General features: G+C 65.9%; 24 protein-coding genes, 1 tRNA gene and 1 riboswitch. Of the genes, 16 read left to right on the top strand and 9 right to left on the bottom strand.

What is annotated here, in order from left to right:
• Positions 1-984, top strand: a complete 984-nt coding sequence (locus tag N2602_RS37465) for an SGNH/GDSL hydrolase family protein (RefSeq protein ID WP_172786114.1) — start codon at positions 1-3, stop codon at positions 982-984.
• A gap of 111 nt (positions 985-1,095) precedes the next feature.
• On the opposite strand, the gene N2602_RS37460 is transcribed toward N2602_RS37465, so the two are convergent.
• Entirely contained in the window at positions 1,096-2,283 is a 1,188-nt protein-coding gene (locus N2602_RS37460; RefSeq protein WP_212256070.1) for an O-succinylhomoserine sulfhydrylase, read from the bottom strand.
• Between the two features lie 76 nt (positions 2,284-2,359).
• Positions 2,360-2,439: riboswitch (SAM riboswitch) on the bottom strand.
• 80 nt (positions 2,440-2,519) lie between these two features.
• Between N2602_RS37460 and N2602_RS37455 the strand changes: the two genes are divergently transcribed.
• The 4 genes from N2602_RS37455 to N2602_RS37440 all read left to right on the top strand — a co-directional run bounded on the left by N2602_RS37455 (position 2,520) and on the right by N2602_RS37440 (position 7,278).
• The gene (locus tag N2602_RS37455) at positions 2,520-3,656 is read left to right on the top strand and encodes a 2'-deoxycytidine 5'-triphosphate deaminase (RefSeq protein WP_409241878.1); all 1,137 of its coding nucleotides are present in this window, start codon (positions 2,520-2,522) and stop codon (positions 3,654-3,656) included.
• A 231-nt stretch (positions 3,657-3,887) separates the two neighbouring features.
• Positions 3,888-4,301 carry a PAS domain S-box protein gene (locus N2602_RS37450; RefSeq protein ID WP_260381216.1) on the top strand — a complete coding sequence of 138 codons (414 nt, stop codon included), beginning with the start codon at positions 3,888-3,890 and terminating at the stop codon, positions 4,299-4,301.
• A gap of 105 nt (positions 4,302-4,406) precedes the next feature.
• Positions 4,407-5,459, top strand: coding sequence for a hypothetical protein (locus tag N2602_RS37445; protein ID WP_260381215.1), 1,053 nt, complete (start codon positions 4,407-4,409; stop codon positions 5,457-5,459).
• A gap of 376 nt (positions 5,460-5,835) precedes the next feature.
• Positions 5,836-7,278, top strand: coding sequence for an MATE family efflux transporter (locus N2602_RS37440; RefSeq protein WP_260381214.1), 1,443 nt, complete (start codon positions 5,836-5,838; stop codon positions 7,276-7,278).
• On the opposite strand, the gene N2602_RS37435 is transcribed toward N2602_RS37440, so the two are convergent.
• The 5 genes from N2602_RS37435 to N2602_RS37415 all read right to left on the bottom strand — a co-directional run bounded on the left by N2602_RS37435 (position 7,275) and on the right by N2602_RS37415 (position 10,212).
• Positions 7,275-7,712, bottom strand: a complete 438-nt coding sequence (locus N2602_RS37435) for a hypothetical protein (protein ID WP_260381213.1) — start codon at positions 7,710-7,712, stop codon at positions 7,275-7,277. The two genes, N2602_RS37440 and N2602_RS37435, sit on opposite strands and share 4 nt — an antisense overlap.
• 113 nt (positions 7,713-7,825) lie before the next feature.
• The gene (locus N2602_RS37430) at positions 7,826-8,227 is read right to left on the bottom strand and encodes an SRPBCC family protein (protein ID WP_172786107.1); all 402 of its coding nucleotides are present in this window, start codon (positions 8,225-8,227) and stop codon (positions 7,826-7,828) included.
• Between the two features lie 141 nt (positions 8,228-8,368).
• Positions 8,369-8,728, bottom strand: a complete 360-nt coding sequence (locus tag N2602_RS37425) for a VOC family protein (protein ID WP_172786106.1) — start codon at positions 8,726-8,728, stop codon at positions 8,369-8,371.
• A 55-nt stretch (positions 8,729-8,783) separates the two neighbouring features.
• Positions 8,784-9,623: a helix-turn-helix transcriptional regulator gene (locus N2602_RS37420; protein WP_260381212.1), complete on the bottom strand. Its 840-nt coding sequence runs from the start codon at positions 9,621-9,623 to the stop codon at positions 8,784-8,786.
• Between the two features lie 10 nt (positions 9,624-9,633).
• A complete protein-coding gene (locus N2602_RS37415) occupies positions 9,634-10,212 on the bottom strand; it encodes a methylated-DNA--[protein]-cysteine S-methyltransferase (protein WP_212256091.1) in 579 nt (192 codons plus the stop codon).
• Between the two features lie 173 nt (positions 10,213-10,385).
• Here N2602_RS37415 and N2602_RS37410 point away from each other — a divergent pair.
• Positions 10,386-10,459 (top strand) — tRNA-Gly (locus tag N2602_RS37410).
• 48 nt (positions 10,460-10,507) lie between these two features.
• Here N2602_RS37410 and N2602_RS37405 read toward each other — a convergent pair.
• Complete coding sequence (locus N2602_RS37405) at positions 10,508-11,179, bottom strand: hypothetical protein (RefSeq protein WP_212256092.1); 672 nt, start codon at positions 11,177-11,179, stop codon at positions 10,508-10,510.
• Between the two features lie 309 nt (positions 11,180-11,488).
• Here N2602_RS37405 and N2602_RS37400 point away from each other — a divergent pair, with 309 nt between their 5' ends.
• From N2602_RS37400 to N2602_RS37355, 10 genes are all read left to right on the top strand, one after another.
• Positions 11,489-12,070, top strand: a complete 582-nt coding sequence (locus tag N2602_RS37400; RefSeq protein WP_172786103.1) for a helix-turn-helix domain-containing protein — start codon at positions 11,489-11,491, stop codon at positions 12,068-12,070.
• 24 nt (positions 12,071-12,094) lie between these two features.
• A complete protein-coding gene (locus N2602_RS37395) occupies positions 12,095-12,568 on the top strand; it encodes a GNAT family N-acetyltransferase (protein ID WP_260381211.1) in 474 nt (157 codons plus the stop codon).
• Positions 12,569-12,694: 126 nt separating this feature from the next.
• On the top strand, positions 12,695-13,768 hold the full coding sequence (locus tag N2602_RS37390) for a LacI family DNA-binding transcriptional regulator (RefSeq protein ID WP_260381210.1): 1,074 nt from the start codon (positions 12,695-12,697) through the stop codon (positions 13,766-13,768).
• An 83-nt stretch (positions 13,769-13,851) separates the two neighbouring features.
• A complete protein-coding gene (gene xylB / locus N2602_RS37385) occupies positions 13,852-15,306 on the top strand; it encodes a xylulokinase (RefSeq protein ID WP_260381209.1) in 1,455 nt (484 codons plus the stop codon).
• Positions 15,307-16,629, top strand: a complete 1,323-nt coding sequence (gene xylA / locus N2602_RS37380) for a xylose isomerase (protein WP_260381208.1) — start codon at positions 15,307-15,309, stop codon at positions 16,627-16,629. It abuts the gene before it with no gap.
• Between the two features lie 13 nt (positions 16,630-16,642).
• Positions 16,643-17,401: an ATP-binding cassette domain-containing protein gene (locus tag N2602_RS37375; protein ID WP_172786098.1), complete on the top strand. Its 759-nt coding sequence runs from the start codon at positions 16,643-16,645 to the stop codon at positions 17,399-17,401.
• Positions 17,401-18,471: an ABC transporter permease gene (locus tag N2602_RS37370; protein WP_172786097.1), complete on the top strand. Its 1,071-nt coding sequence runs from the start codon at positions 17,401-17,403 to the stop codon at positions 18,469-18,471. The genes N2602_RS37375 and N2602_RS37370 overlap by 1 nt, the downstream gene beginning before the upstream one ends.
• Positions 18,472-18,564: 93 nt before the next feature.
• The gene (locus tag N2602_RS37365) at positions 18,565-19,497 is read left to right on the top strand and encodes a sugar-binding protein (RefSeq protein WP_172786096.1); all 933 of its coding nucleotides are present in this window, start codon (positions 18,565-18,567) and stop codon (positions 19,495-19,497) included.
• 102 nt (positions 19,498-19,599) lie between these two features.
• Entirely contained in the window at positions 19,600-20,577 is a 978-nt protein-coding gene (locus N2602_RS37360) for an aldo/keto reductase (protein WP_260381207.1), read from the top strand.
• 3 nt (positions 20,578-20,580) lie between these two features.
• The gene (locus N2602_RS37355; RefSeq protein ID WP_260381206.1) at positions 20,581-21,423 is read left to right on the top strand and encodes an amidohydrolase; all 843 of its coding nucleotides are present in this window, start codon (positions 20,581-20,583) and stop codon (positions 21,421-21,423) included.
• A gap of 203 nt (positions 21,424-21,626) precedes the next feature.
• Here the strand turns inward: N2602_RS37355 and N2602_RS37350 are convergent, their stop codons facing one another.
• Together N2602_RS37350 and N2602_RS37345 are read right to left on the bottom strand one after the other, a co-directional pair.
• Positions 21,627-22,856 (bottom strand): ABC transporter substrate-binding protein, encoded by a 1,230-nt coding sequence (locus N2602_RS37350; protein ID WP_172786093.1) that lies wholly within the window; start codon positions 22,854-22,856, stop codon positions 21,627-21,629.
• Positions 22,857-22,971: 115 nt separating this feature from the next.
• Complete coding sequence (locus N2602_RS37345) at positions 22,972-23,898, bottom strand: class I SAM-dependent methyltransferase (protein ID WP_260381205.1); 927 nt, start codon at positions 23,896-23,898, stop codon at positions 22,972-22,974.
• Positions 23,899-23,913 lie beyond the last annotated feature (15 nt).

Here is a 23,913-nt window from a genome sequence, read left to right as displayed (position 1 = left end):
ATGAGTTCTCTCCGCCCTTTTTGCCTGACGTCATGGCTGGCCGTGCCCGCGGCGGCGGCGCTGTTATGGCTGACGCCCGCCTCGCATGCGCAGACGCCCGCGCAACCTGCCCCCGCACCCGCCCAGTCACCTGATCCCGCGCCCGCTGCGCCGTCCCAGACCACCGTCGCGGCGAGGTCGTCCGAGCCGCGCGGCGTCACCTCGCGCGCCATCGACAAGGTGAAGGAGGTCGCGAAGTCCGCCGCCGACATCTTCAGCCGCGTGCCTTGCCTGCCGCCGAAGGGCGGCTCCAAGGCGATGGGCTCGCTGCCGCATGTCGCGAGCAAGCTCGTCGCCGGACAGCCCGTCGTCATCGTCGCGTTCGGTTCGTCGTCGACCGCGGGCTTCGGCGCGAGCTCGCCGGAGTTCAACTACCCCAATCGCCTCGCCGCGCAGCTGCGGCGTCACTATCCGAGCGCCGACATCACGGTCGTCAATGCCGGCGTCGGCGGCGAGGATGCGCCCGAGATGATGAAGCGCCTGCAGACGCAGGTGATCGACGTGCATCCGGATCTCGTGATCTGGCAGGTCGGTACCAACGCCGTGCTGCGCAACCTCGATCCCGCCGATACGGCCAAGCTGGTCGAGGACGGCATCAGCCGCATTCAGGCCGCCGGCGGCACCGACATCGTGCTGGTCGACCCGCAATATTCGCCGGCCGTCAACCAGCGCAAGGAGAGCGCCGGCAAGATGATCAAGCTGCTCGGCAACGTCGCCGAGCTGCGCAAGGTCGGCATCTTCCCGCGCTTCGAGGTGATGCGCGACTGGCACGAGAACCAGTCGATCCCGGTCGAGAGCTTCGTCATCGCCGATGGCCTGCACATGAACGATTGGGGCTATGCCTGCTTCGCCCAGCTGCTCGGCGACGACATCATCCGCTCCGTCGGCCAGATCAAGCTCGGGGTGAACGTGCCCGCCGATGTGAGAACGTATCGGCCGATGTGAGAGGTTATCGCCGTAGGGTGGGCAAAGGCGCGCAGCGCCGTGCCCACCATCTCGTCATTGTAGTCGAGAATGGTGGGCACGCTTCGCTTTGCCCACCCTACGAAGCTTCCCTCACGCCTTCTCCAGCGCCGCGGTGAGATCCTCGATCAGGTCATCGGCGTGCTCGAGCCCCGCCGAAAAGCGAATGAAACCCTCGCTGATGCCGAGCGCGGCGCGGTCTTCCGGCTTCAGGCGCTGATGCGTCGTGGTCGCCGGATGCGTGACGAGGCTCTTGGCGTCGCCGAGATTGTTCGAGATCTTGGCAAGCTTCAATTCGTTGAGCACGCGGAACGCCGCCGCCTTGCCGCCCTTCACCTCGAAGCCGACCAGCGTCGAGCCGCCGCGCATCTGCTTCTTCACCAGCGCCGCCTGCGGATGATCGGCGCGGCCGGGATAGACCAGCCGCGAGATCTTGGGATGGCTCGCCAGCACCTCGGCGATGCGCGCGGCCGTGTCGGTCTGCGCGCGCACGCGCACGCCGAGCGTCTCCAGGCCCTTGAGCAGGACCCAGGCATTGAACGGCGAGATCGACGGGCCGGTCTGGCGCATGAAATTGTGGATGTGCTCGGCGATGAAGGCTTCCGAGGACAGGATGATGCCGCCGAGACAGCGGCCCTGGCCGTCGATGTGCTTGGTCGCGGAGTAGACGACGACGTCGGCGCCGAGCGCGAGCGGGCTCTGCCAGATCGGCGTCGCAAACACGTTGTCGACGACGAGCCGCGCGCCACCCTTGTGCGCGATCTCGGCAATCGAGGGAATGTCGAGTACGTCCAGCGTCGGGTTGGTCGGGCTCTCCAGGAAGAACGTCTTGGTGTTGCGCTTCACCGCGCGCTGCCATTCATCGAGATTGGCACCGTCGACCAGCGTGGTCTCGATGCCGTAGCGCGGCAACAGGTCCTGGACGACGTAGAGGCACGAGCCGAACAGCGCGCGGGAGGCGACGACGTGATCGCCGGCCTTGAGCGGCGCCAGGATCGCGGTCGTCACCGCCGCCATGCCGGTTGCCGCCGAGCGCGCGGCCTCAGCGCCTTCGAGCTCGATCATGCGGCGCTCGAACATCGCAATGGTCGGGTTGGAATAGCGCGAATAGATGAAGCCGGGATCCTCGCCCTTGAACCGCGCCTCGCACTCCTCCGCGCTGGCGTAGACATAGCCTTGCGTCAGGAACAGCGCCTCCGACGTCTCGCCATATTGCGAGCGAAGGGTGCCGGAATGGACCAGGCGGGTTTCGGGACGGTAAGTGGCAGACGACTTCGACATAGGACCCTCTCCGACATGACCGTCGAGGCGAAAACGGTCACAAAAAAACCGGCCTGGATGTCTCCACGGGCCGGGATCACAGAGGTCCCCGGCCTGTTTAGCGACTTATTTAACGTGGCTGCAAGCCGGCCGGCTCAAATCACCACGGGATAAGTGATGCTCATATTCCGCAATGCCCTTTCCGTCAAGGCGTCCATCGGATAGCCGTAAAAGACTTGTATTTCCGGCATGTCCGGATGCGTTTGACCCCTGATGAGGACCCCCGGTTGACGTTCACGGTCGCCGCCGACGCCAATGGTATCCTGCCCGACCGCATGATCGCGGCGATGGCGGAAGAAGGTCTCATCCTGCCCGCCTACGACTTCGTCGAGAGCCAGATCCAGCCGGCGAGCCTCGATCTGCGCCTTGGCGACATCGCCTATCGCGTCCGTGCCAGCTTCCTCCCCGGGCCCGGCGCCACGGTGGCCGAGCGCATCGACGAGTTGAAGCTGCACGAGTTCAGCCTCGCCGACGGCGCGGTGCTCGAGACCAATTGCGTCTACATCGTGCCGCTGCTCGAAAGCCTCGCGCTGCCGCCGGAGATCGTCGCTGCCGCCAATCCGAAGAGCTCGACCGGCCGGCTCGACGTCTTCACCCGCGTGATCGCCGACGGCACCCGCCGCTTCGACATGATCGGCACCGGTTATCACGGCCCGCTCTATGCCGAGATCAGTCCGAAGACGTTTCCGGTGCTGGTGCGCGAGGGCTCGCGCCTCAGCCAGGTGCGCTTTCGCACCGGCGATGCCATCCTCAATCCCGACGAGCTCGATGCGCTGCATGCTAGCGAGCGCCTCGTCGACATCGACGATGCGGACCTGTCCGGCGGCGTTGCCGTCTCGGTCGATCTGTCGGGCGAGAAGGCGAGCGGCTTCGTCGGCTACCGCGCCAAGCGCCACACCGGCGTCGTCGACGTCGACCGCCGCGCCGGCTACGCGGTGGAGGATTTCTGGGAGCCGATCTCGGCGCGCCCCGACGGCAGCCTGATCCTCGACCCCGGCGAGTTCTACATCCTCGCCTCCAAGGAAGCGGTGCAGGTGCCGCCCGACTACGCCGCGGAGATGGTGCCGTTCGATCCCTTGGTCGGCGAATTCCGCGTGCACTATGCCGGCTTCTTCGATCCCGGCTTCGGCTATGCCGGCGCGGGCGGGCAGGGCGCCCGCGCGGTGCTCGAAGTGCGCTCGCGCGAGGTGCCGTTCATCCTCGAGCACGGCCAGATCGTCGGCCGCCTCGTCTACGAGAAGATGCTGGCGCGCCCCGACGCCATGTACGGCCAGCGCATCGGTTCCAACTACCAGGCGCAAGGCCTCAAACTATCGAAGCATTTTCGGGTGTAGCTGCACACTCTACTGTCATGCCCCGGCTTGCCGACTTCGCTGAAGCTTCGCCGGCCGAGCACCCTCTGGCCCGGCGTAGCCTAGCGGAGCCGGGACCGGGGCATCCAGTGCGCCGCGGCCTCCCGATTTGATCACTTCTGCCTCGGAGTACTGGATCGCCCGATCGAGTCGGGCGATGACACCGAATGTGTGTCAGCGAACTGAAATCCGGCTGCTTGCGATGGTGGCGACATGACAAACTCCTCCGATCTCGACGCACAGATCATCAACGACGCCGCGGACGCGCTGATCTATTCCGATCGCTCCGGCACGATCACGCGCTGGAATCGCGCATCGACCGCGCTGTTCGGCTTCTCCGCCGACGAAGCGCTCGGCCAGAATCTCGATCTGATCATTCCCGAACATCTGCGCGCCGCGCACTGGAAAGCCTTCGACGCCGCGCTCGCCAGCGGCACCATGAAGCTTGCGGGCAGGCCGACGCTGACCCGCGCGCTGCACAAGAGCGGGCGCAAGCTCTACATCGAGATGACCTTCGCGCTGGTGCGGGACAGAGATGGTGCCGTGCAGGGATCGGTGGCGATGGCGCGCGACGTCACGGAGCGCGTCGAGCGCGAACGGGCGGCCAAGGCGGCGCTAAATTCGTGATGCGGAATTGACGGAACGCCGTGCAGGGAGGCCTGCACGCGCGTCATGTTGCCTGTCACCGGCCGCGGTGACACACTCGATCAAAACCATGATCGGGGAGCGAACATGACCGCCGCACCAGACCTCGCGCAGGAAGCGCAATGGAAGCGCTGGCGCGCAGTCGCAGATCTCTACCATGCCTATTTCACCGGCCTCATCCTCACCGTCGTCACGCGGCGCGGCACGGCGGATGCCGCAGAATTCGTCTTCCGTGTGTTCCGCCGCCAGCAGCAGGAGCGCTTCCTGCCGGGGCTCAAAAAGCTCGGGATCGACCATCTGCCGCCGGCGGTCGCGGCTGCGCAATATCACTATCTCTCCAACTGGATCGGCGGCGTGCATGTCGAATACATGTATGAGAGCGACAGCAAGGCCTGGATCCGCTATCCGCCGCCGCGCTGGATCTGGAAGGGCACCGCGATCTGCGGCGTGCCGGGCGAAGTCTCCCGCGCAATGCTGCGCGGCTGGCACGCCAACAACGGCGTTGCGCTCGGCGATCTCAGGCTCGGCTTCGTCTGCACCAAGCAGAGCGTCGACGGCCAGGACGGGCTCGAAGGCTATTATCATCTCTACGACCATCCGCTCGAGCTCGACCAGCGCCTGGTGTTCGCGCGGCACCTGGAAGCGCCGCTGTTCGATGCGAAGACGGCGCCGGCATTGCCAATCGCGAGCTGGCCAAGACCGCGGTTGGAAAAGGCCTATCGCAATTACGCGATGGAATATGTCCGCACCGCCGCGCCCGTGATGGTGCAACTGTTCGGCCCCGAGGATGCCGGCTATCTGCTGCACCTCACCGGCAAGCTGATCGGCATGCAATATTTCGACGAGGTTGCCGCGGCGCTGGCGATGACCCGCGGCGGCGCGCGAGAGTTCGCATCCTTCCTGAGCGCGCTGCTCGCCACGCAGGATGATGCAGCCGGGATGACACGATCGGAAGGCACCTTCGAGATCCGGCAGCAAAGCTGGAAGCTGATGGACGACGTCGCCGACACTCACCGCGCCTGCGCCAAGGTGCTGGAAGGATTGTTCGAGGGTCTCGCTGCAGGCTGCGGCCGGCATATCGGCGTGCAGATGCGCGCCGCTGCAGGCGGCCGTCCGCCATTGGTCTGGACGATTGAGTGAGCGACAGTGTCGCCGCGCTTCGCCTCTCCCCGCGTGCGGGGAGAGGCCGGAATTTGCGACAGCAAATTCCGGGTGAGGGGGAGTCTCCGCGAGTCCGGCTGTCACCGTTGTTGCGGAAGCGGCCCCTCACCCCAACCCTCTCAGCGCGAGCGAAGCTCGTCGCGGCCCCGTAGGAACGGGGAGAGGGAGAAGAGGAGAAGTGCCGTAATTCCACCGCTTGAAATGCGCTGCCGCAGGGCACGCCTGCATCCGGCGCAGGCGGAATCGGGGCTCGCCGTGCTAACAAGCCTCAGCCGCGCCTTTCGCGCGAACGAAGTCATTTGGCACACCAAGTAATTTGCCGCGCCGCAAACGGCGGCTGCGCCCGGGAGAGGACATGTCCGACATCGCCGAAATCCCGGTCGATGAGCAAGAGCGCCCGCTGCCGCCGCCTCCACCGCCGATCAGAAGCGCGCTGACCGACGGGCCGATCCTGCGCACGCTGCTCTCGCTCGCCTGGCCGAACGTGATCGGCCTGTCGGCCGGCATCTGTGTCGTGATCGCCGAGACCTCCTATGTCGGCCGGCTCGGCGTCGAGGCGCTGGCGGCGATGGCGCTGGTGTTTCCGACGATCATTCTGACCATGACGATGTCCGGCGGCGCCATGGGCGGCGCGGTGGCGTCGGCCATCGCGCGTGCGCTCGGTGCCGGCAACCGCGAGCGCGCCGGTATCCTCGCCGTGCACGCGATGCTGATCGGCATCGGCTTCGGCCTCGTCTTCATGCTGGGCATGCTGGTCTTCGGGCCAAAACTGCTCGAGATGCTCGGCGGCCGCGGCGATGTGCTGACGCATGCGATCGCCTACACGCAGGTGTTCTTCGGCGGCGCCGTGCTGCCCTGGCTGCTCAACACCATGGCGGGGATCCTGCGCGGCACCGGCAACATGAAGCTGCCGTCGTTCCTGATCCTCAACTCCGCGGCCTGGCAGATCGTGCTCGGCGGCACGCTCGGCCTCGGGCTCGGGCCGGTGCCGCAGCTCGGCATGCGCGGCGTCGCCGCCGGCGCGCTGATCGCCTACACCATGAATATCGGCATCATGAGTTGGTACCTGTTCTCCGGCCGCGCGCGGATCACGTTGAAGCTGCGCGGCCTGCGCATCCAATGGGCGATGTTCTTCGACATCCTGAAGGTCGGCGCCATCGCCTGCTTCTCGCCGCTGCAATCAGTGCTGACGATCTCGATCTTCACCCACATGCTGGCGCAGTTCGGCACCGCGATCCTCGCCGGCTACGGCGTCGGCGCGCGACTCGAATTCCTGCTGACCTCGATCGCGTTCTCGTTCGGCATTGCCTGCGTGCCGATGGTCGGGATGGCGATCGGCGCAGGCCGCATCGCGCGGGCCCGGCGCATCGCCTGGACCGCCAGTGTTGCCGCTTTCGTGGCGGTCGGCGCGCCGGCGTGCCTCGTTGCGATCTTTCCCGATCTCTGGGTCAACATGTTCACCGACAGCGCGGCCGTGCGCGCGGCGAGCCACCAATATCTCTCGACGGTCGGGCCGTTCTACGCCTTCTTCGGCCTTGCAACGACGATGTATTTCTCCTCGCAAGGCGCGGCCAAGGTGATCGGGCCGGTGCTGGCGCAGACGGCGCGGCTGATCTACATCGCAGGAATCGGCTGGTGGCTGTCGACGCACGGCGCCAACGCGCAGAGCTTCTTCTGGCTCGCCGCGAGCTCGATGGTCGTGCTCGGCCTGCTGTCATGCTCCAGCGTGGTGCTGACCCGCTGGGGACCGCGCGAGGCGAAGCCCGCGATCACGCCGGCGCTTTCGATTGGTGACTAGCGGCGTTTGTGGCGGCGATGGCCGCCGCCGCCGGTATTGGCGAGCCGCATCAATTGCGGGATCATCGCCATCATGTCGCCGCCGCCCATGCCGCCGATCCCGACCGGCATCGTGCCGCCGCCCATCGGCGTGTAGCCATAGTTCGGTGCACCGAATCCGCCGCCGAAATTGCCGCCACCCATCAGGCCGCCGAGCCCGCCGCCGTTCTCCATCATGCGGCTCATCATCGGGCCCATGGTCTGCATCAGCATGGCGAAGCGGCGCTTGCCCATCTTCGCCTTCATCATCTCCAGCATCGGCGCCATCTGCGTCATCATGTCTTCGCCGCCGGTACCTCCGCCGCCGAGGAATTGCGCCCTTGCCGGCACGCTCGAGATCGAAAACAGCAGCAGCACCGCGGCTGCCTGACAGATCACCTTGTCCGCACCTCTCATGGCATGCTCCTCGCGTGCGTGGCGCCGCCGGGAAAGCAGAGCCGACCGGACGCACGCGGGCATGGTTACGGCCGGCGAGGATGCGCTTCTGTGAGAAAACTCACAGTGAATGATCAGGCCGCCGCGGACGGAAACGCTTTGTGCATGGCGGTCACCGCCTCCTTGGTTTGCCCCTGAACGTAAGGCGCGAGCTCGTTCGGCAGCATGTCGATGATCCAGATGAGGCGGCAGCTCGTCTCACCCTCGGCAACGACCTGAACCGAGGCGCTGTAATGCCGCAGCCGCTCGTTGTTGATGGCATAGACGAGGCGCCGCCGCGCATCGTCGCAATCGACCAGCACCTCGCGCGCGACGGAGCCGTTGGCGAAGGTGACGATGCGCGCATCGCCGTCGAGCGTGCACGCGGTGACGAAGCCCGGCACCAGCCGCCGATGCAGCGCACCGAAATCGCGCACCGCGTCCCAGACGTCGCGCGCGGAGGCAGGGAGGGAGATGTCGTTGTGGATGGAGGCCATGGTCTCTCCTATCAGGTGGAATTCGTGGGGCAAAGGCGCGCTCTTCGCGCGCCGTGCCCACCATTCATCGGCGTTGTCGCGAGGAGTTGGTGGGCACGCTACGCTTTGCCCACCCTACGAGATCTCGTTTGTAGCTAACGCTCACACGCAAACCGCCTCGACATTGTTGCCATCAGGGTCGATCAGGAACGCCGCGTAATAGGTCGGGCTGTAATCCCTGCGCGGCCCGGCGCCGCCATTGTCGCGGCCGCCGCTTCGCAGGCCCTCGCTGTGAAACGCCTTGACCGCATCATGGTCTTTGGCGCGGAAGGCGATGTGGACGCCGTCGGCCTTGCGGCCCTTGTTCAGGTGCAGCCACAACGCCGGCTCGCCCTTCGGCCCGAATCCGGCATAGCCGTCGCCGCTCGAGCACAGGACAAAACCGAGCGGCGCCAGCACCGCGGTGTAGAAACGCGTGGCTGCGTCGAGGTCGGCAACGCGCAATCCGATGTGGTCGTACATGTTCGTCTCCATTGCAAAGCGTGCCGCGAGTGGCACGCGCCGGAGACGAAACTAGTCAGTTGAGGGCAAGCTGCTCTTGGAGAATCTTGCGCTCGCCCTTCGAGGCCTGGCGGAACTTGGTCGGAGACACGCCGGCGGCGCGGTGGAAAGTGCGGACGAAATTGGAGAGATCGCCAAAGCCGACGTCATAGGCGATGTCGGTGACGGCGATGTCGTCCTCAGTAAGCCTGCGCGCGGCGTGGCGCAGCCGCGAGCGCACCAGATATTGGTGCGGGGTGACGCCGAGCACGGCCGAGAACAGCCGCAGGAAATGAAACGGGCTCAATCCCGCCTGCTTGGCTGCCAGCTCGAGGTCGAGCTCGGAATGCGAGTTGTCGTCGATCCACAGCGCGGCCTCCACCGCGCGGCGGCGATCGCGTGCGGTGGGGGTGGCCGGCTTGCGCGCCTTGCCCGAGACGGCGTCGACAAAACGGCCGGCCAGGATCTGGCCGATCTCGTCGAGGCCGAGATCGCTGTTGCCATCTGCTGCCGTCTGAGCGAGCTCGCCCAGCACCATCAGCTCGGGCAGCGGCGGCGTTGCGCCGATCTGCCAGATCTCGCGCCGCCCCCCGAGGGTGTCGATCAGATCCGCGCTGAAGAAGAAGCCGAGGCAGACGTCGCCGGAGACGTGCTCATGCGTGCAGGTGTGTTCCTCGCCGGGGGCGCCGATCAGCATCGAGCCCGCCACCAGCTCGAAGAAGCCGGCGCGGCAATGACAGCCGAAGCTGCCGGAGCGCACATAGGCGATGGAATGGCCGGTGCGGCATTCCGCAAACGGCGTATCGTCCGGTCCCGCATCGCAGCGAAACTCGGAAACCGTGATCGAGGGCGTCGTCAGCAGCGTAGTGGCGTGCATGCCGCCTTATCTAGGTGGAGGGTCTCGGCGGGGCAACGGGCAGCAGCACTTCGAACAAGGTCTTGCTGGCGATGGGATGAGCGCCCTCCAGCGCCAGCAGCCGCCGCTTGGAGATCACGCCGCCATAGGGCGAGAGCCGGTCGGTGTAATTGCCGGCCTCCAGCACCCGGTGGCAGGGCACGATCAGCATGAAGGGATTCTTCGCAATCGCCTGCGCCACCGAATAGGCTGCGCCGGAGGCACCGAGCGCCCGGGCCACCTCGTGATAGGTGCGCGTCTCCCCCCGCGGGATGCTGCAGGCGTACTCGTAGACGCGCCGGTTGAAGCCGGGCACGTCGCCGGCGTCCAGGCTGACCTCGGAAAAATCGGGATCGTGACCTTGCAGCAGGCCCTTGATGCCCTCGATCGCAAGCTCGGCGTTCTCGGACGGGCGCTGCTCCCGCGCCTCGGGATGGACCTGAAAAATCCGGCGGCGGGTGTCGATCTCCCGCGCCTCCGGCAATTGCACGGCGATCACGCCGGTGCCGCTCCAGATGATGCCGCAACGGCCGATGGCCGTGTCGAATATCGCGTAAGCCTGCCCCACCATGCACACGCCCCACTCAGTGCACGTTTCTCCCCAGAGCAGCGATCATAACACCGCCACAATCCGGCGCACCTGGAATCTTATCAAGACGTTAACAAGCGTCCGGCCGGTCGCGCCAAACCGCTTGGCGGCAGGCGCCGTCTCGGCTAATCAGGAGGGGCGCGGAGCGCACTCTCGCGGGCGTAGTTCAATGGTAGAACGGCAGCTTCCCAAGCTGCATACGAGGGTTCGATTCCCTTCGCCCGCTCCAAGCTGCCGTTTCAGATGAGCTATGCACTAGCGCTCGGCGGAGCAGAGGTTAGGCCACCTTTCGCTGCCGCAGGTTATCCAACGCTCCAATGACAGCAGCCAGCGCGCCAATCGCACCTGCTATTGCTAGCGACGTCTTGTCCCCGAGAGACTGTGCCGTCTGGTGTCCGATTACCCCGAAGGCATAAAGTCCAAAGACGCCCGTATAGAACATTGGTAGCGCCACTGCGAATGCAGTCACTAACAAGATCGACAAACTCTGTAACGCCAGTCCATCGTAAGATGCTGGTGTTACAGCTCTAAGGTTTAGGACAATCGTATAGCCAACAAAAATAGTGAAGATATTGAAGACCATCTGGACCCAAACGGATACGAATTGATCGGCATGCGTATAATTGACGAACGTGATAGGCCCGATAACTCCCATTAGTGCCGAATAGATCACGAGACGTCGACGCTGTGAGGGGAAGCCATCCCAGAATAGATAGACCGCGAGAATGGCAACGGCGGCCGGATATCCGTACGCGAAGAATGGAAAAACGTCCCTCCAGCCGGCGACAAGTGGATAATTGGAGCGAGACTGAAGCGCACTTGAATAGATAAAGTATCGGAGCGCATCCTCTCCGAAGACGTTAATAATGAACACGACACAGTAGCAGGCTGCGCCAATCACTAGGGCGACCATATGCGGAAGAACGCGACGAAAAATTAAACGGGTCATGGCTCAACAGCAATGATGCCCCAATCGTGCCAAGGGCGTGCTTCGTACGAAAATTCCGGTAATCTTTGTATCTACGCGATCAGCAGTTCTGGCTGGTTGAGAGATAAAATAAAGCCTACCTAAAATAGTAGACGTTCCGGTCTCTGTTTTCAATTGATACTTATTGGGTGTACCCGGTTCTAACGCCTCTCATTGCAGGAAGTTCTAATATATTAGCCACTCGATCGCGGCATGCGCCTTTCCTCGGGCCTAAGGTCCTGTCGCCCGGCAACTGCGGTCCCCGTGTCGGACGACGCTCGGATAGAACTCATGGACCAGCAAAAACTCGATCGCGCCATCGGTCGGCGGCTGAAGACACTGCGGACGCAGGCGGGCATGACGTTGAACGAGCTTGCGGCCCGCTCCGGCGTCAGCCGGGCCATGATCGGGCGGGTGGAGCGGGCGCAGAGCAGTGCGACGGCGGCGCTGCTGAACAAGCTCTGCGCCGCGCTCGATGTCACGCTCAGCGATGTCGTCGCGCTCACCGAGAAGCCGCCGGAGCGCCTGGTGCGGCTTGCCGATCAGCCGCTCTGGCGCGATCCCGACAGCGGCTATCGCCGGCGTCACGCCTCGCCGCCGGATGCGGCCAGCGGCATCGAGATCATCGTCGTCGACCTGCCGGCCGGCGCGCGCGTCTCCTACAGCCCGTGGGGCCGCAACGCCTTCACGCAGCAACTCCTGATGCTGGAGGGCGCGATCGCCGTGCATATCGATGCCAAGGCGGTGCGGCTGCGCGAGGGCGATTGTCTCGATTTCGACGTGATGCGCGCCGTGATCTTCGAGAACGAAACCAGGCAGGACGCGCGCTACGTCATCATCGTCAGGCGCGGCGCTTCCTACGGCAAGATGTGAGGACAAAGCGTGGAGACGAGCACGATGCAGATACGCACCGGCGACACCTATGATCCGCGCGTCGTCGCGCTGCTCGATCACCACGTCACGACAGCGCGGGCGCAGACGGCGCGGGGCAGCGACCATGCGCTTGATCTTGCGGGCCTGCGTGCGCCCGAGGTTGCGTTCTGGACCGGCTGGGACGGCGAGACGCTGGTCGCCACCGGCGCGCTGAAGACGCTCTCGGCCGGCCATGGCGAGGTCAAGTCGATGCACACGCTGCAGACCACGCGGCGGCGCGGCTATGGCGGCCAGATGCTGCGCCACATCATTGCCGAGGCCCGTGCACGCGGCATGACGCGGCTCAGCCTCGAGACCGGCTCGTGGGACTATTTCAAGCCGGCGCACGCGCTCTACCTGGCGCACGGTTTCGTCGCCTGCCGCCCGTTCGAGGGTTATGTCGAGGATCCCAACAGCCTGTTCCTGACGCTCGAGCTGTCGGCGCCGGCGCACCGGTAGCTCACGAGGAATCTTGTCGAGCACGCGCTCGGGGGCGGGACGTCGTTCCTGGACCGGGACGCAAAAAGACCGATCCCCTCATTAAATGAGTTGCGTACCTCAAAACACCTCTGCTAGCCTTCAGCCATGGCCGAGACCCTCACCCCGACTGCGCTGACGCTGAAGGACATCGCCCGCGAGGCCGGTGTCAGCCTCGCCACGGTCGACCGCGTCCTGCACAACAGGCCGGGGGTCCGCCCGGACACGGTCCGGCGGGTCAAGGACGCCATCGCGCGCAATTCGTTCCAGCCGCATGTGGCTGCCGCCGAGCTCGCGCGCGGCCGCGCCCGCCGCTTCGCCTTCGTGATGCCGTCGGGGCCGAACCCGTTCATGCAGCAGATCGAGGCCTATCTCGGCGAGATGGCGGCCTGGCTGTCGGCCCGCCGGCTCAATGTCGAGATGATCGCAGCCGACGTGTTCGAGCCCGCTGCGCTCGCAGCTTCGCTCGAAGCCCTGTCGGGCGATTACGACGGCATTGCCGTGGTGGCGCTGGACCATCCGAGCGTCCGCGCCGCCATCAACGACCTCGTCGATGCCGGGACCAAGGTCGTGACGCTGGTCTCGGACGTGCCGTCCTCGCGCCGCCACCATTATGTCGGCATCGACAACATCGCTGCGGGCCGCACCGCCGGCGCGCTGGTCGGGCGGCTGGTCGGCCAGAGGTCCGGCAAGGTCGCGATCGTCGCGGGCTCGCAGGGCCTGCGCGACCATGCCGAGCGCATCTTCGGCTTCAACCAGGTGATGGCGAGCGAATTCCCCGATCTCAGCGTACTGCCGGTGCTGGAAGGGCGCGACGAGGACGACCGTTCGGAGCAGCTGCTGGCGCGGCTGCTCGGCAAGCACGCCGACATCGTCGGCCTCTACAACGTCGGCGCCGGCACGCAGGGCGTCGCCAAAGCGCTGAACGACAAGGCGCAGAACGAGAAGGCCTCTGGCGCGGCCGGGCGCGACAAGCAGGTGGTGTTCGTCGGGCACGACGTCACGGCGCTGACGCGCCGGTTGCTGCTGCAGGGCGTGATGGATGCCGCGATCTCGCAGAACCCCGGACATGAGGCGCGCGCGGCCGTCCGCGTGCTGCTCGCGCTCGCCCGCGGCGAGCCGATCTTGAGCGAACAGGAGAAGATCCGGATCGACATCGTGATGCGGGACAATCTGCCCTAGCGGCAGCTGGATTTGGCAATAGGCGGCCAGGGGGAAAAGCGACGCAAGATCGCTCTCCCGCGGCAGGCGAAAGGGAGGACGATTTGTATCTCGGGATCGACATCGGCACGTCCGGTGTGAAAGCGGTGCTCGTGAGCGAAGCCGGCGCGGTGACCGCGACGGCGGCGCGCGAGCTTGCGCTGTCGCACCCCGCGCCGCTGTGGTCCGAGCAGGATCCCGATGCCTGGGTCGATGCGGCCGTCGGTGCCGTCGACGATCTCGCCGCGCGCCATCCGCGCGAGGTCGCGCAGGTCCGCGGCATCGGGCTGTCGGGTCAGATGCATGGCGCGACGCTGCTTGGCGAGGACGGCCGCCCGCTGCGTCCGGCCATCCTCTGGAACGACGGCCGCTCGCAGGCCGAATGCGCAGCGCTGGAGCGGCGCTGTCCCTCGTTGCACGCGATCGCCGGCAATCTCGCGATGCCCGGCTTCACCGCGCCGAAGCTGCTCTGGGTGGCGCGGCACGAGCCGAAGATCTTCGACCGCGTGGCAAAGGTGCTGCTGCCGAAGGCCTATGTCCGCTATCGCCTCACCGGCGAGATGGTCGAGGACATGTCGGACGCGGCTGGCACGCTGTGGCTCGACGTCGGCCTGCGCCGCTGGTCCGCGCTGCTGCTGCACGCCACCGGGCTCGATCTGCACCACATGCCGCGTCTCGTCGAGGGCAGTGCCGTGAGTGCGGTGCTCGCGCCGGAATACGCGCAGCGCTGGGGCATGGCGAAAAATGTCGTGGTCGCGGGCGGCGCCGGCGACAATGCGGCCAGCGCGATCGGGCTCGGCGCCATCGCACCTGGCGATGCCTTCCTGTCGCTGGGAACGTCGGGCGTGCTGTTCCGCGTCACCGATCGCTTCGCCCCCGCGCCGGCTTCGGCCGTGCATGCCTTCTGCCACGCGCTGCCCGGCCTCTGGCACCAGATGGGCGTGATGCTGTCGGCCGCGGCCTCGCTTGCCTGGCTTGCCGGCGTGATGGAGACGCCGGCCCAAGCGCTCCTGGCGCCGCTCGGCGAGCGCGTCGATGCACCAGGCCCGGTCCAGTTCCTGCCTTATCTCGACGGCGAGCGCACGCCGCACAACGATGCCGCCGCCAGCGGCGCCTTCGTCGGCCTGCGCGGCGCGACCGGGCGCTCAGAGATCGTGCAGGCCGTGCTCGAAGGCGTCGCCTTTGCCGCGCGCGACAATCTGGCGGCGCTGAGCGCAGCCAGCGGGCCGATCGCCGAGGTCGATCTCATCGGCGGCGGCTCGCGCTCGCCGCTGTGGGCGCAGATCTGCGCCGACGTGCTCGGTCTGCCCGTCCATCGCGTCGAGGAAGGCGAGGTCGGCGCCGCACTCGGCGCTGCGCGGCTCGGCCGGCTTGCCGCGACAGGCGAGAATCCCGCGGACGTCTGCACGCGTCCGCGGCGGCTCGCGAGCTTCACACCCCGCCCGTCCGTCGCTGCGGCCTATGACGAGGCCTATCGGCGATGGCGCGCGCTTTATCCCGCATTGAAGGAGTCTTCTTAAGTGAACGCGCCAGCCAAATTCTTCGATGCAAGTGCACCCGTCGCCTTCGCCGGCAAGGAGGCCGAAGGCGCGCCCGCCTTCCGCTGGTACGACAAGGACCGCCTCGTGCATGGCCGCCGGCTCGAGGATCACTTGCGCTTTGCGGTCTGCTATTGGCATTCGTTCTGCTGGCCCGGCGGCGATCCCTTCGGCGGCGAGACCTTCCTGCGGCCGTGGCACCACGGCACCGACGCGATGGCGATGGCGCGCGCCAAGGCCGATGTCGCCTTCGAGCTGTTCCGCCTGCTGGATGTTCCCTTCTTCACCTTCCACGACGTCGATGCGGCGCCGGAAGGGGCTTCGCTCGCCGAGTCCGTCGCCAACCTCAACGCCATCGCCGATCTGTTCGAGCAGAAGATGGCAACGAGCAAGGTTCGCCTGCTCTGGGGCACTGCGAACCTGTTCACGCACCGCCGCTACATGGCGGGCGCGGCGACCAATCCGGACCCCGAGATATTCACCTATGCCGCCGGCCAGGTCCGCGCCGCGCTGGAGGTGACGCACCGGCTCGGCGGCCAGAACTACGTGCTGTGGGGCGGACGCGAGGGCTACGAGACGCTGCTCAACACCGATCTCAAGCGCGAGCTCGACCAGCTCGGCCGCTTCGTCTCGCTCGTCGTCGAGCACAAGCACAAAATAGGCTTCAAGGGCCCGCTCCTGATCGAGCCGAAGCCCAAGGAGCCGACCAAGCACCAATATGATTTCGACGTCGCCACCTGCTACGGCTTCCTGGAGCGCTACGACCTGCTCAAGGACGTCAAGCTCAACATCGAGCAGAACCACGCCATCCTCGCCGGTCACTCCTTCCATCACGAGGTCGCGCTGGCCGAGGCGCTCGGCGTGTTCGGCTCGCTCGACATCAACCGCGGCGATGATCTGCTCGGCTGGGACACCGACCAGTTCGCGATGAACGTGCCGGAGCTGGCGCTGGTGTTCCACGAGATCCTGAACCGCGGCGGCTTCACCACGGGCGGGCTCAATTTCGATGCCAAGATCCGCCGCCAGTCGATCGACCCCGATGATCTCATCCATGCCCATGTCGGCTCGATGGATGCCTGTGCGCGCGCCTTCCTCGCCGCCGCCGACATGCTCGACGCCGGCGCGCTCAGCGCGCCGCTCGCAAAGCGCTACGAGGGCTGGGCCGGGCCCGAGGGCCGCGCCATTCTCGCCGGCCAGCGCTCGCTCGCCGATCTCGCCGACCGTGCGATGTCTCCCGGCTTCGATCCGCAGCCGCGCTCCGGCCGGCAGGAATATCTGGAATCCCTGGTGAACCGCTATGTCTGAGGAAACGCCGCTGATGACGAAGGCTGACGCGACACCGGTGCTCGAGCTCACCGGCATCGGCAAGGAGTTCGGCGCGATCCGCGCGCTGCATGACGTCGACATGCAGGTCTGGCCTGGCGAGGTGGTCGGCCTGATGGGTGACAACGGCGCCGGCAAGTCGACGCTGGTGAAGATCATTGCCGGCAATTTCCGCCCCACCCATGGCGAGATGCGCTTTGCCGGCAGCGCGGTGCATTTCAACCGTCCGGTCGATGCCCGCGCGGTCGGCATCGAGGTCGTCTACCAGGACCTCGCGCTCGCCGACAATCTGAGCGCCGCCGCCAACGTCTTTCTCGGCCGCGAGCTGAAGCGCAGGTTCGGACCGATTGCCTTGCTCGACCACAAGGCGATGGCATCGCGGGCGCTGGAGCTGTTCGGCGAGCTGCGCTCGGAGACACGCCCCGACGATCTCGTCAGGCAGATGTCGGGCGGCCAGCGCCAGGCGGTCGCGATCGCGCGGACCCGGCTTTCCAATGCGCGGCTGGTGATGATGGACGAGCCGACCGCCGCGATCTCGGTGCGCCAGGTCGAGCAGGTGCTCGGCCTGATCCACCGGCTGAAGGAGCAGGGCGTCGCCGTGATGCTGATCTCGCACCGCATGCCCGACGTGTTCGCCGTATGCGACCGCGTCGTCGTCATGCGGCGCGGCGAGAAGCGCGCCGACAAGTCGATCCACCAGACCTCCCCCGAGGAGGTCACCGCCCTCATCACCGGTGCGAAGGAGGCGGCGTGATGGCCATGCCCATGGAATCCCCGATCAGCTTCACCAATGTCGGCAAGATCAGATGGTGGCAGCGCGGCATCTTCGCCTCGCAGACCGGCTACGTTCTGCTCGCGCTGGCGGTGCTGCTGGTGATCATGCATTTCGCCAGCCCCTACTTCTTCACCCAGGGCAACATGCAGAACGTGGCGAAGAACTTTTCCTTCATCGCCATTGCGACGCTCGGCGTCACCTTCGTGATCATCACCGGCGGCATCGACCTGTCGGTGGGATCGATGATGTGCTTCTCCGCCATGATCACCTCGATGGTGATGACCGAGCTGTCGGCGCCCGGCTCGCCGCTGGTACACATGGCGGCTGACGGCAAGACCGTGCTCGCCAATGTGCCCGGCCTGATCCTGATTATCTCGATCCTCGCCGGTCTCGGCGTCGCACTGATTGCCGGCCTATTCAACGGCTTCTGCATCGCCGTGCTCGGCCTGTCGCCCTTCGTCACCACGCTCGGCATGCTCTCGATCGTGCGCGGGCTCGGCTATGTCGTCTCCAACGGACGCGGCAGTTTCCCGGGCGGGCCGGACGCCGATTATTTCTATGCGCTCACGTCCGGTGACGTGCTCGGCGTGCCCGCGCCGTTCATCTATCTCGTGATCCTGGCGCTCACCATGGCCGTGGTGCTGCACCACACCTCGTTCGGCCGCCACGTCTTCGCGCTCGGCGGCAATGAGAAGGCGGCCGAGCTCACCGGCATTCCGGTGGTGCGGGTGAAGATCGAGGTCTACGTGATCTGCGCGCTCGCCGCGGGCCTGCAGGGCATCATCATCTCCGGCTGGCTCGGATCGGCGCCGGCCAACATGGCGACCTCCTACGAGCTCAACGTGATCGCGGCGGCCGTGATCGGCGGCGCCAATCTCGCCGGCGGCATCGGCGGCCCGCTCGGGGCCATCGTCGGCTGCGTGCTGCTGGAGGTGATCCGCAACGGGCTCGTGCTGGCCCAGGTCAGCTCGTACTGGCAGCAGACGCTGGTCGGCGTGATCATCATTCTGGCTGTGCTGGTCGACCGCATTCGCTCGCGGATGACCTGAAATGACGACATCTCGGGAAGGCAAGGAAAACGCCGCCTATCCGCTTCCCGGGGGCTTTCGAGGGGATAGGCACCAACAAGAGTGGAGGAGACCATGAGGAAACTGCTTCTTGCCGGTATCGCGGTCGCGATGATGGCGACGCCGGCATTTGCTGCGAATTACCGTTTCGTCATCGTGCCGAAGGCGATGAACAATCCGTTCTTCGACTTTTCGCGCGATGGCTGCCTGAAGCGCGCCAAGGAGCTCGGCAACATCGAGTGCATCTACAAGGGACCGGTCGAGCATGAGCCTGCGACCCAGGCCCAGATCATCCAGGACTTCATCACGCAGAAGGTCGATGGTCTTGCCATCTCCGTCGCGGACGTCGCGGCCATGACCAAGTCGATCGAGGCGGCGACCGCTGCCGGCATTCCCGTCATCACCTTCGATGCGGACGCGCCGGGCTCCAAGCGCATCGCCTATATCGGCACCAACAACAAGGAGTTCGGTGTCGCGCTCGGCAAGGAGCTCCTGAAAATGCGGCCGGACGGCGGCAAATACGCGATGGTTTCCGGCGGCCCCGGCGCCAAGAACCTCGCCGAGCGCGTCGACGGCGTGCGCGAGGCGCTGAAGGGCTCGAAGTGGACCGAGGTCGCGGGCTCGCCGACCTTCTGCAACGACGATCCCGCGCTCGCGGTCCAGCAGATGACGGACATGCGCACCGCAACGCCGGACCTCGCCGCCATCGTTCCGATCGGCGGCTGGCCGATGTTCGCGCCCGAAGGCTTCAAGGCCTTCGCCAGCCGGAACAAGAAGGACATCGATTCCGGCAAGTTCACGCTGGTCGTTGCCGATACGCTGAAGATGCAGCTCGAGCTGCTGCGTGACGGCTACGCCAATGCGCTGGTCGGTCAGCGTCCGTTCGAGATGGGTGAGAAGGCGATGGACACGCTGCTCGCCATCAAGAAGGGGGAGAAGGTGCCGGAGATCGTCTACACCGGCCTCGATCTCGTCACCAAGGACAACGTCGCGCAGATGTTGAAGTAGGAGCGCTGCCAGCCCCGCGCTCCTGCATGCCTCTCCCGCTTGCGGTTTCCGCAAGCGGGAGAGATGATTTGGAATGGAAGACGACTGCTGGAAGGCGATGGAATGAAAAGGTCGCGGCTCGGCGCTCTCGATGTCACCTCGATCGGCCTCGGTTCCGCCCCGCTCGGCGGATTGTTCTCGCCCGTCAGCGATGCCGATGCGCAAGCGACGCTTGAACGCGCCTGGTCGCTCGGCGTTCGATTCTTCGATACCGCCCCGCTCTACGGTTTCGGCCTCGCGGAGCGGCGGTTGGGGGCCTTCCTGCGGCAACAGCAGCGCGATTCCTACGTCATCTCGACCAAGGTCGGCCGCCTGCTGCGCGCACCGGACGGTGCTGCCCCCGAGGACGAGCACTACAAGGGCACGCCGCGTGAGCGGCCGGTGTTCGATTTCAGCTATGACGGCGTGATGCGGTCGGTCGAGGAGAGCCTGCAGCGCCTCGGCCTCGACCGCGTCGACGTCCTGCTCGTGCATGATCCCGACGATCATTATGACGATGCCGTCACCGGCGCCTTCCGCGCGCTCCGGCGCCTGCGCGAGGACGGCACGGTCAAGGCGATCGGCGCCGGCATGAACCAGTCGGAGATGCTGGCTCGCTTCGCCGAGGCCGTGCCGGTCGACTGTTTCCTGCTCGCTGGCCGCTACACGCTGCTCGACCAGGGCGCGCTGGATGCGCTGTTTCCGCTCTGCCAGGCGAGGGGCATCGGCATCCTGCTTGGCGGCATCTACAACAGCGGCATCCTGGCCAATCCGCGGACGAGTGCGAAATTCAACTATCAGGATGCTGATGCGGCGCTCGTGGCACGTGCGCTGGAGCTCGACGAGCTCTGCCGCAGGCACGGCACCGAGCTGAAGGCCGCCGCGCTGCAATTCTGCATGGCCCATCCGGCGGTGACGGTCGCCGTGATGGGTGCGCGCAATGCCGCCGAGGTCGCGGACAACATCGCCATGTCGGAAGCGGCGGTCCCGTTGGCGTTCTGGCAGGACTTGCGGGCGCGAAAGCTCGTGGATGTGCGCGCGCCACTTCCCGGCGGAGCGTAGGGCATGATCGTCGATTCCCATCAGCATTTCTGGGATCCGGCGCGCGCCGACTATCCCTGGATGGAAGCGCCCGAGCTGGCGCCGATCCGCCGTGCCTTCGGCCCGGCCGATCTCGCGCCGCTGCTGAAGGCGAACGGCATCGACGCCAGCATCGTGGTGCAATGCCGCTCCGCGCTGGAGGAGACCGAGGAGTTCCTGCGTATCGCGGACGCGACGCCCTCTGTCGTCGGCGTGGTCGGCTGGGCCGATCTGACCGACGCTGCGCTTGACGAAACGCTCGACCGGCTGCGCGCTCTGCCTGGTGGAGCAAAGCTGGTCGGCATCCGTCACCAGGTCCACGACGAGCTTGATGCGGATTGGCTGCTGCGCGACGACGTCCAGCGCGGACTTACCGCGGTGTTCGCCCACGATCTCGCTTACGATTTCCTCGTCCGCAGCCGCGAGCTGCCTGCCGCGATCGCAACCGCGCAGGCCTTTCCGCACGCGCGTTTCGTGCTCGATCACGCCGCCAAGCCGCCGATTGCGGCCGGCGGGAGCGCGGAATGGGCCGACCGCATCGCAGCGCTGGCTGCCTGCGGCAACGTCTGGTGCAAGATCTCGGGATTGGCGACGGAAGCGGTCTGGAATGACTGGGATGCGGAACGGCTGTTTCCGTTCGTTGCGCACGCCGCAAGATGTTTTGGCGAGGACCGGCTGATCTTCGGATCGGACTGGCCCGTGTGCCTGCTTGCGGGAAGCTATGGCGAGATCAAGACCGCGCTGGAGGCCTGCCTGGCGAGGCTCGGCCCGCGTGTGCGGGACAAGGCGTTCGGGGCGAATGCCAAGGCTGTGTATCGCTTGGGTTAATTGTAGTGGATGCGCGCTCTTACCCTCTCCCCTTGCGGGAGAGGGTGGCTCGCCGCGGAGCGGCGAGACGGGTGAGGGGTCTTTCTCCGCGAGTCACCCTTCACATGTGAGCTTGCTGAAGCAACCCCTCATCCGGCGCTTCGCGCCACCTTCTCCCACAAGGGGAGAAGGGAAGAGGCCGTGGCGCCCGCCTCGCAGCAACCCTACTCCGACATCGGCTTGTCGGAAATGTCCCAGTCCTTCCCGGTGAAGGTGGAGATGAACAGCGTCTTCATCGGCGTGTAGTCCTCGGGCGTGTAGCTGTAGGTGACGCCGTCGAGGAAATACGGCGAGTGGAAGCCATTGAGGTTCGATGCCTGCTTCAGCACGTTGGCGCGGGTGAGCTCGTCGCCGCAGCGGCGCAGGATCTCGCCCATGGTCGCGGCCTGGCCGTAACCGGCGAAGGCGATGGTGTTGTCGGGATCGATCGCCGGCGTGTACTTCTTGCGCAGCTCCTCGAACGCCATGACGTCCGGGTCCTTCTCCCATTTGGGCAGGCCGACCTCCTTGTTGTAGCGGATCGCGACGATTCCGGTGGCGTTCTCGAGGCCCGCGGCATTGAGGATCGAGCGGCCGGTGGAGCCGGCGGAAAGCAGCTGCAGCGGCTTCCAGCCGAGCTCGGCCACTTTCCGGATCGACTGCGACGAGGCCTTGCCGGTCGAGATGTTGTAGAAGACGTCGGCCCCCGACTTCGAGAGATTGACGAGCTGGGAATCGACGGTCGGCTCGGTCAAATCATAGGTCTGCTCCATGATCACCTGCGCAGTGCCGCCGGCATCCGCCAGCACTTTCTTGAAGGGTGCAAGGAAGTCGCGGCCGAAATCGTCGTTCTGGTAGAGGATGCCGATCTTGGCGTTCGGCTTCACGCTGACGACGTGCCGCGCCAGGATGCGCGCTTCGGTCGGATAGAGCGGCAGGCCCGCCATCGTCCATTTGAACTCTTTCGGATTATTCCATTTCGAGGCGCCGGTATTGAGCAGCAGCTGCGGCACGCCCTTGGAGTTCAGGTATTTGTGCACGGCGGTCTGCGGCGCGGTGCCGAGCGAGCCGTACAGCGCGAGCACTTCCTCCTGCTCGACCAGGCGCCGCGTCGCCTCGACGCATTTCGGCGCGCTGTAGGCGTCGTCCATGGTGAGGAATTTGACCTTGCGTCCGTTGATGCCGCCCTTCTCGTTCAGCATCTGGAAATAGGCTTCGCCGATGCGGCCGAGCACGCCGTAGAGCGAGCCGGGGCCGGAATGCGGCACGGTCTGACCGATCTTGATCTCGGTGTCGCTGGCGCCCGCATCGTACTTCTTCTCCGCAGCCCAGACGTAGGGCGCAGGCAAGGTGGATGCGGCGATGGTGGCGAGTGCGCCGGCGCTGAAATCGCGCCGCGATGGATTCTTGGTCATTGTTGTTTTCTCCCTGATGCGCGCATTGTGCTGACATCGCAGCTCGGCTCGCAAGTGGGAAGTCGCAGCTTTGCGACGCAATGACGCTCAAATCGTCAGGCGTTAGCGCCTAGACTCAAGTTTTCTCGGCGACGACGACGAGGCCGCGCACGGGCTCGTTGTTCTCGTTGCGCGGCGAGGCCGGCTCCAGCGTCAGCAGCTTCAACCCCGCCTTGGCGATGGCGCCGCGCACATATTCCGCGGAATGGGCATAACGCAGGCCGTCGCCGAGCACGATGCCGCTGCCGTCGTGCGTTTCCAGCGTGAAGGCGAGCACGCCGCCTGAGACGAGCACGCGCTTGGCCTCGGTGAGAACAGGGGCGAGATCGGAAAGATAGACGAACGCATCCGCGGCCACGATGAGGTTCGCGCTGGCATCCAGCTTGCCGCGCAGGCCCTCGAGCATGTCGGCGACTTCGAGCGCGGCATAGAGGTTCGTCGCCCGCGCCTCCTTGATCATGCCGGGCGACAGATCAATGCCGGTGAAATGGTCGACCTGCTTGGCGAACGCGGCTGCCGCAAGGCCGGTGCCGCAGCCGAGGTCGATGGCGTGCTTGAAGTAGGCCGGCTTCTTGGCGGCGACGCGCGCGGCCAGCACCGCCTTGAAGATCAGCGTGGGGGCGCGATAGCCGAGATCGTTGATCAGCGCGTGCTCGAACCGCGGCGCGTATTGATCGAACAAAGCCTGCACATAGGCCTTGGGCATCTCCGCCATCTCGGTATCGCCGAGCCGCATCAGGTGCAGGCCTGCGCCGTGCTGATCCTCGGGGTCGCATCGCCGCGCTTCACGAAAGGCCGCGATGGCCTTGTCGCGCTCGCCGAGCTGCTGACGGATCTCGCCGAGCGTGAACCAGGCCGAGGTGAAATCAGGTGCGAGCTCGATCGCCTGCTCCAGAAGGTCGGCGGCGGCCGGCAGGTCGCCCTTGAGCTGGAGGTCGCGCGCGAACTCGAAACGGCGGTCGGCCATGAGATCGCCGGAGGTCAGGAACAGGCGGAGCGGCATTGAGGAACCAGGAAA

Origin of the sequence: Bradyrhizobium sp. NC92 (genome assembly GCF_025200865.1) — a bacterium.
In the GTDB taxonomy this organism is placed as follows: domain Bacteria; phylum Pseudomonadota; class Alphaproteobacteria; order Rhizobiales; family Xanthobacteraceae; genus Bradyrhizobium.
The sequence above is the reverse complement of the archived record's forward strand: the minus strand, read 5'-3'. Positions and strand labels throughout refer to the sequence as shown.

Bases quoted from the DNA above. Each gene is read 5' to 3' on its own strand.
- N2602_RS37345 (WP_260381205.1), bottom strand. From the start codon at position 23,898: ATGCCGCTCCGCCTGTTCCTGACCTCCGGCGATCTCATGGCCGACCGC.
- N2602_RS37400 (WP_172786103.1), top strand. From the start codon at position 11,489: ATGGACCAGCAAAAACTCGATCGCGCCATCGGTCGGCGGCTGAAGACA.
- N2602_RS37350 (WP_172786093.1), bottom strand. From the start codon at position 22,856: ATGACCAAGAATCCATCGCGGCGCGATTTCAGCGCCGGCGCACTCGCC.
- N2602_RS37405 (WP_212256092.1), bottom strand. From the start codon at position 11,179: ATGACCCGTTTAATTTTTCGTCGCGTTCTTCCGCATATGGTCGCCCTA.
- N2602_RS37430 (WP_172786107.1), bottom strand. From the start codon at position 8,227: ATGGCCTCCATCCACAACGACATCTCCCTCCCTGCCTCCGCGCGCGAC.
- N2602_RS37445 (WP_260381215.1), top strand. From the start codon at position 4,407: ATGACCGCCGCACCAGACCTCGCGCAGGAAGCGCAATGGAAGCGCTGG.
- N2602_RS37365 (WP_172786096.1), top strand. From the start codon at position 18,565: ATGAGGAAACTGCTTCTTGCCGGTATCGCGGTCGCGATGATGGCGACG.
- N2602_RS37390 (WP_260381210.1), top strand. From the start codon at position 12,695: ATGGCCGAGACCCTCACCCCGACTGCGCTGACGCTGAAGGACATCGCC.
- N2602_RS37370 (WP_172786097.1), top strand. From the start codon at position 17,401: ATGGCCATGCCCATGGAATCCCCGATCAGCTTCACCAATGTCGGCAAG.
- N2602_RS37435 (WP_260381213.1), bottom strand. From the start codon at position 7,712: ATGAGAGGTGCGGACAAGGTGATCTGTCAGGCAGCCGCGGTGCTGCTG.
- N2602_RS37375 (WP_172786098.1), top strand. From the start codon at position 16,643: ATGACGAAGGCTGACGCGACACCGGTGCTCGAGCTCACCGGCATCGGC.
- N2602_RS37420 (WP_260381212.1), bottom strand. From the start codon at position 9,623: ATGCACGCCACTACGCTGCTGACGACGCCCTCGATCACGGTTTCCGAG.
- N2602_RS37465 (WP_172786114.1), top strand. From the start codon at position 1: ATGAGTTCTCTCCGCCCTTTTTGCCTGACGTCATGGCTGGCCGTGCCC.
- N2602_RS37415 (WP_212256091.1), bottom strand. From the start codon at position 10,212: ATGGTGGGGCAGGCTTACGCGATATTCGACACGGCCATCGGCCGTTGC.
- N2602_RS37455 (WP_409241878.1), top strand. From the start codon at position 2,520: ATGCGTTTGACCCCTGATGAGGACCCCCGGTTGACGTTCACGGTCGCC.
- N2602_RS37450 (WP_260381216.1), top strand. From the start codon at position 3,888: ATGACAAACTCCTCCGATCTCGACGCACAGATCATCAACGACGCCGCG.
- N2602_RS37460 (WP_212256070.1), bottom strand. From the start codon at position 2,283: ATGTCGAAGTCGTCTGCCACTTACCGTCCCGAAACCCGCCTGGTCCAT.
- N2602_RS37355 (WP_260381206.1), top strand. From the start codon at position 20,581: ATGATCGTCGATTCCCATCAGCATTTCTGGGATCCGGCGCGCGCCGAC.
- N2602_RS37360 (WP_260381207.1), top strand. From the start codon at position 19,600: ATGAAAAGGTCGCGGCTCGGCGCTCTCGATGTCACCTCGATCGGCCTC.
- N2602_RS37395 (WP_260381211.1), top strand. From the start codon at position 12,095: ATGCAGATACGCACCGGCGACACCTATGATCCGCGCGTCGTCGCGCTG.
- N2602_RS37425 (WP_172786106.1), bottom strand. From the start codon at position 8,728: ATGTACGACCACATCGGATTGCGCGTTGCCGACCTCGACGCAGCCACG.
- N2602_RS37440 (WP_260381214.1), top strand. From the start codon at position 5,836: ATGTCCGACATCGCCGAAATCCCGGTCGATGAGCAAGAGCGCCCGCTG.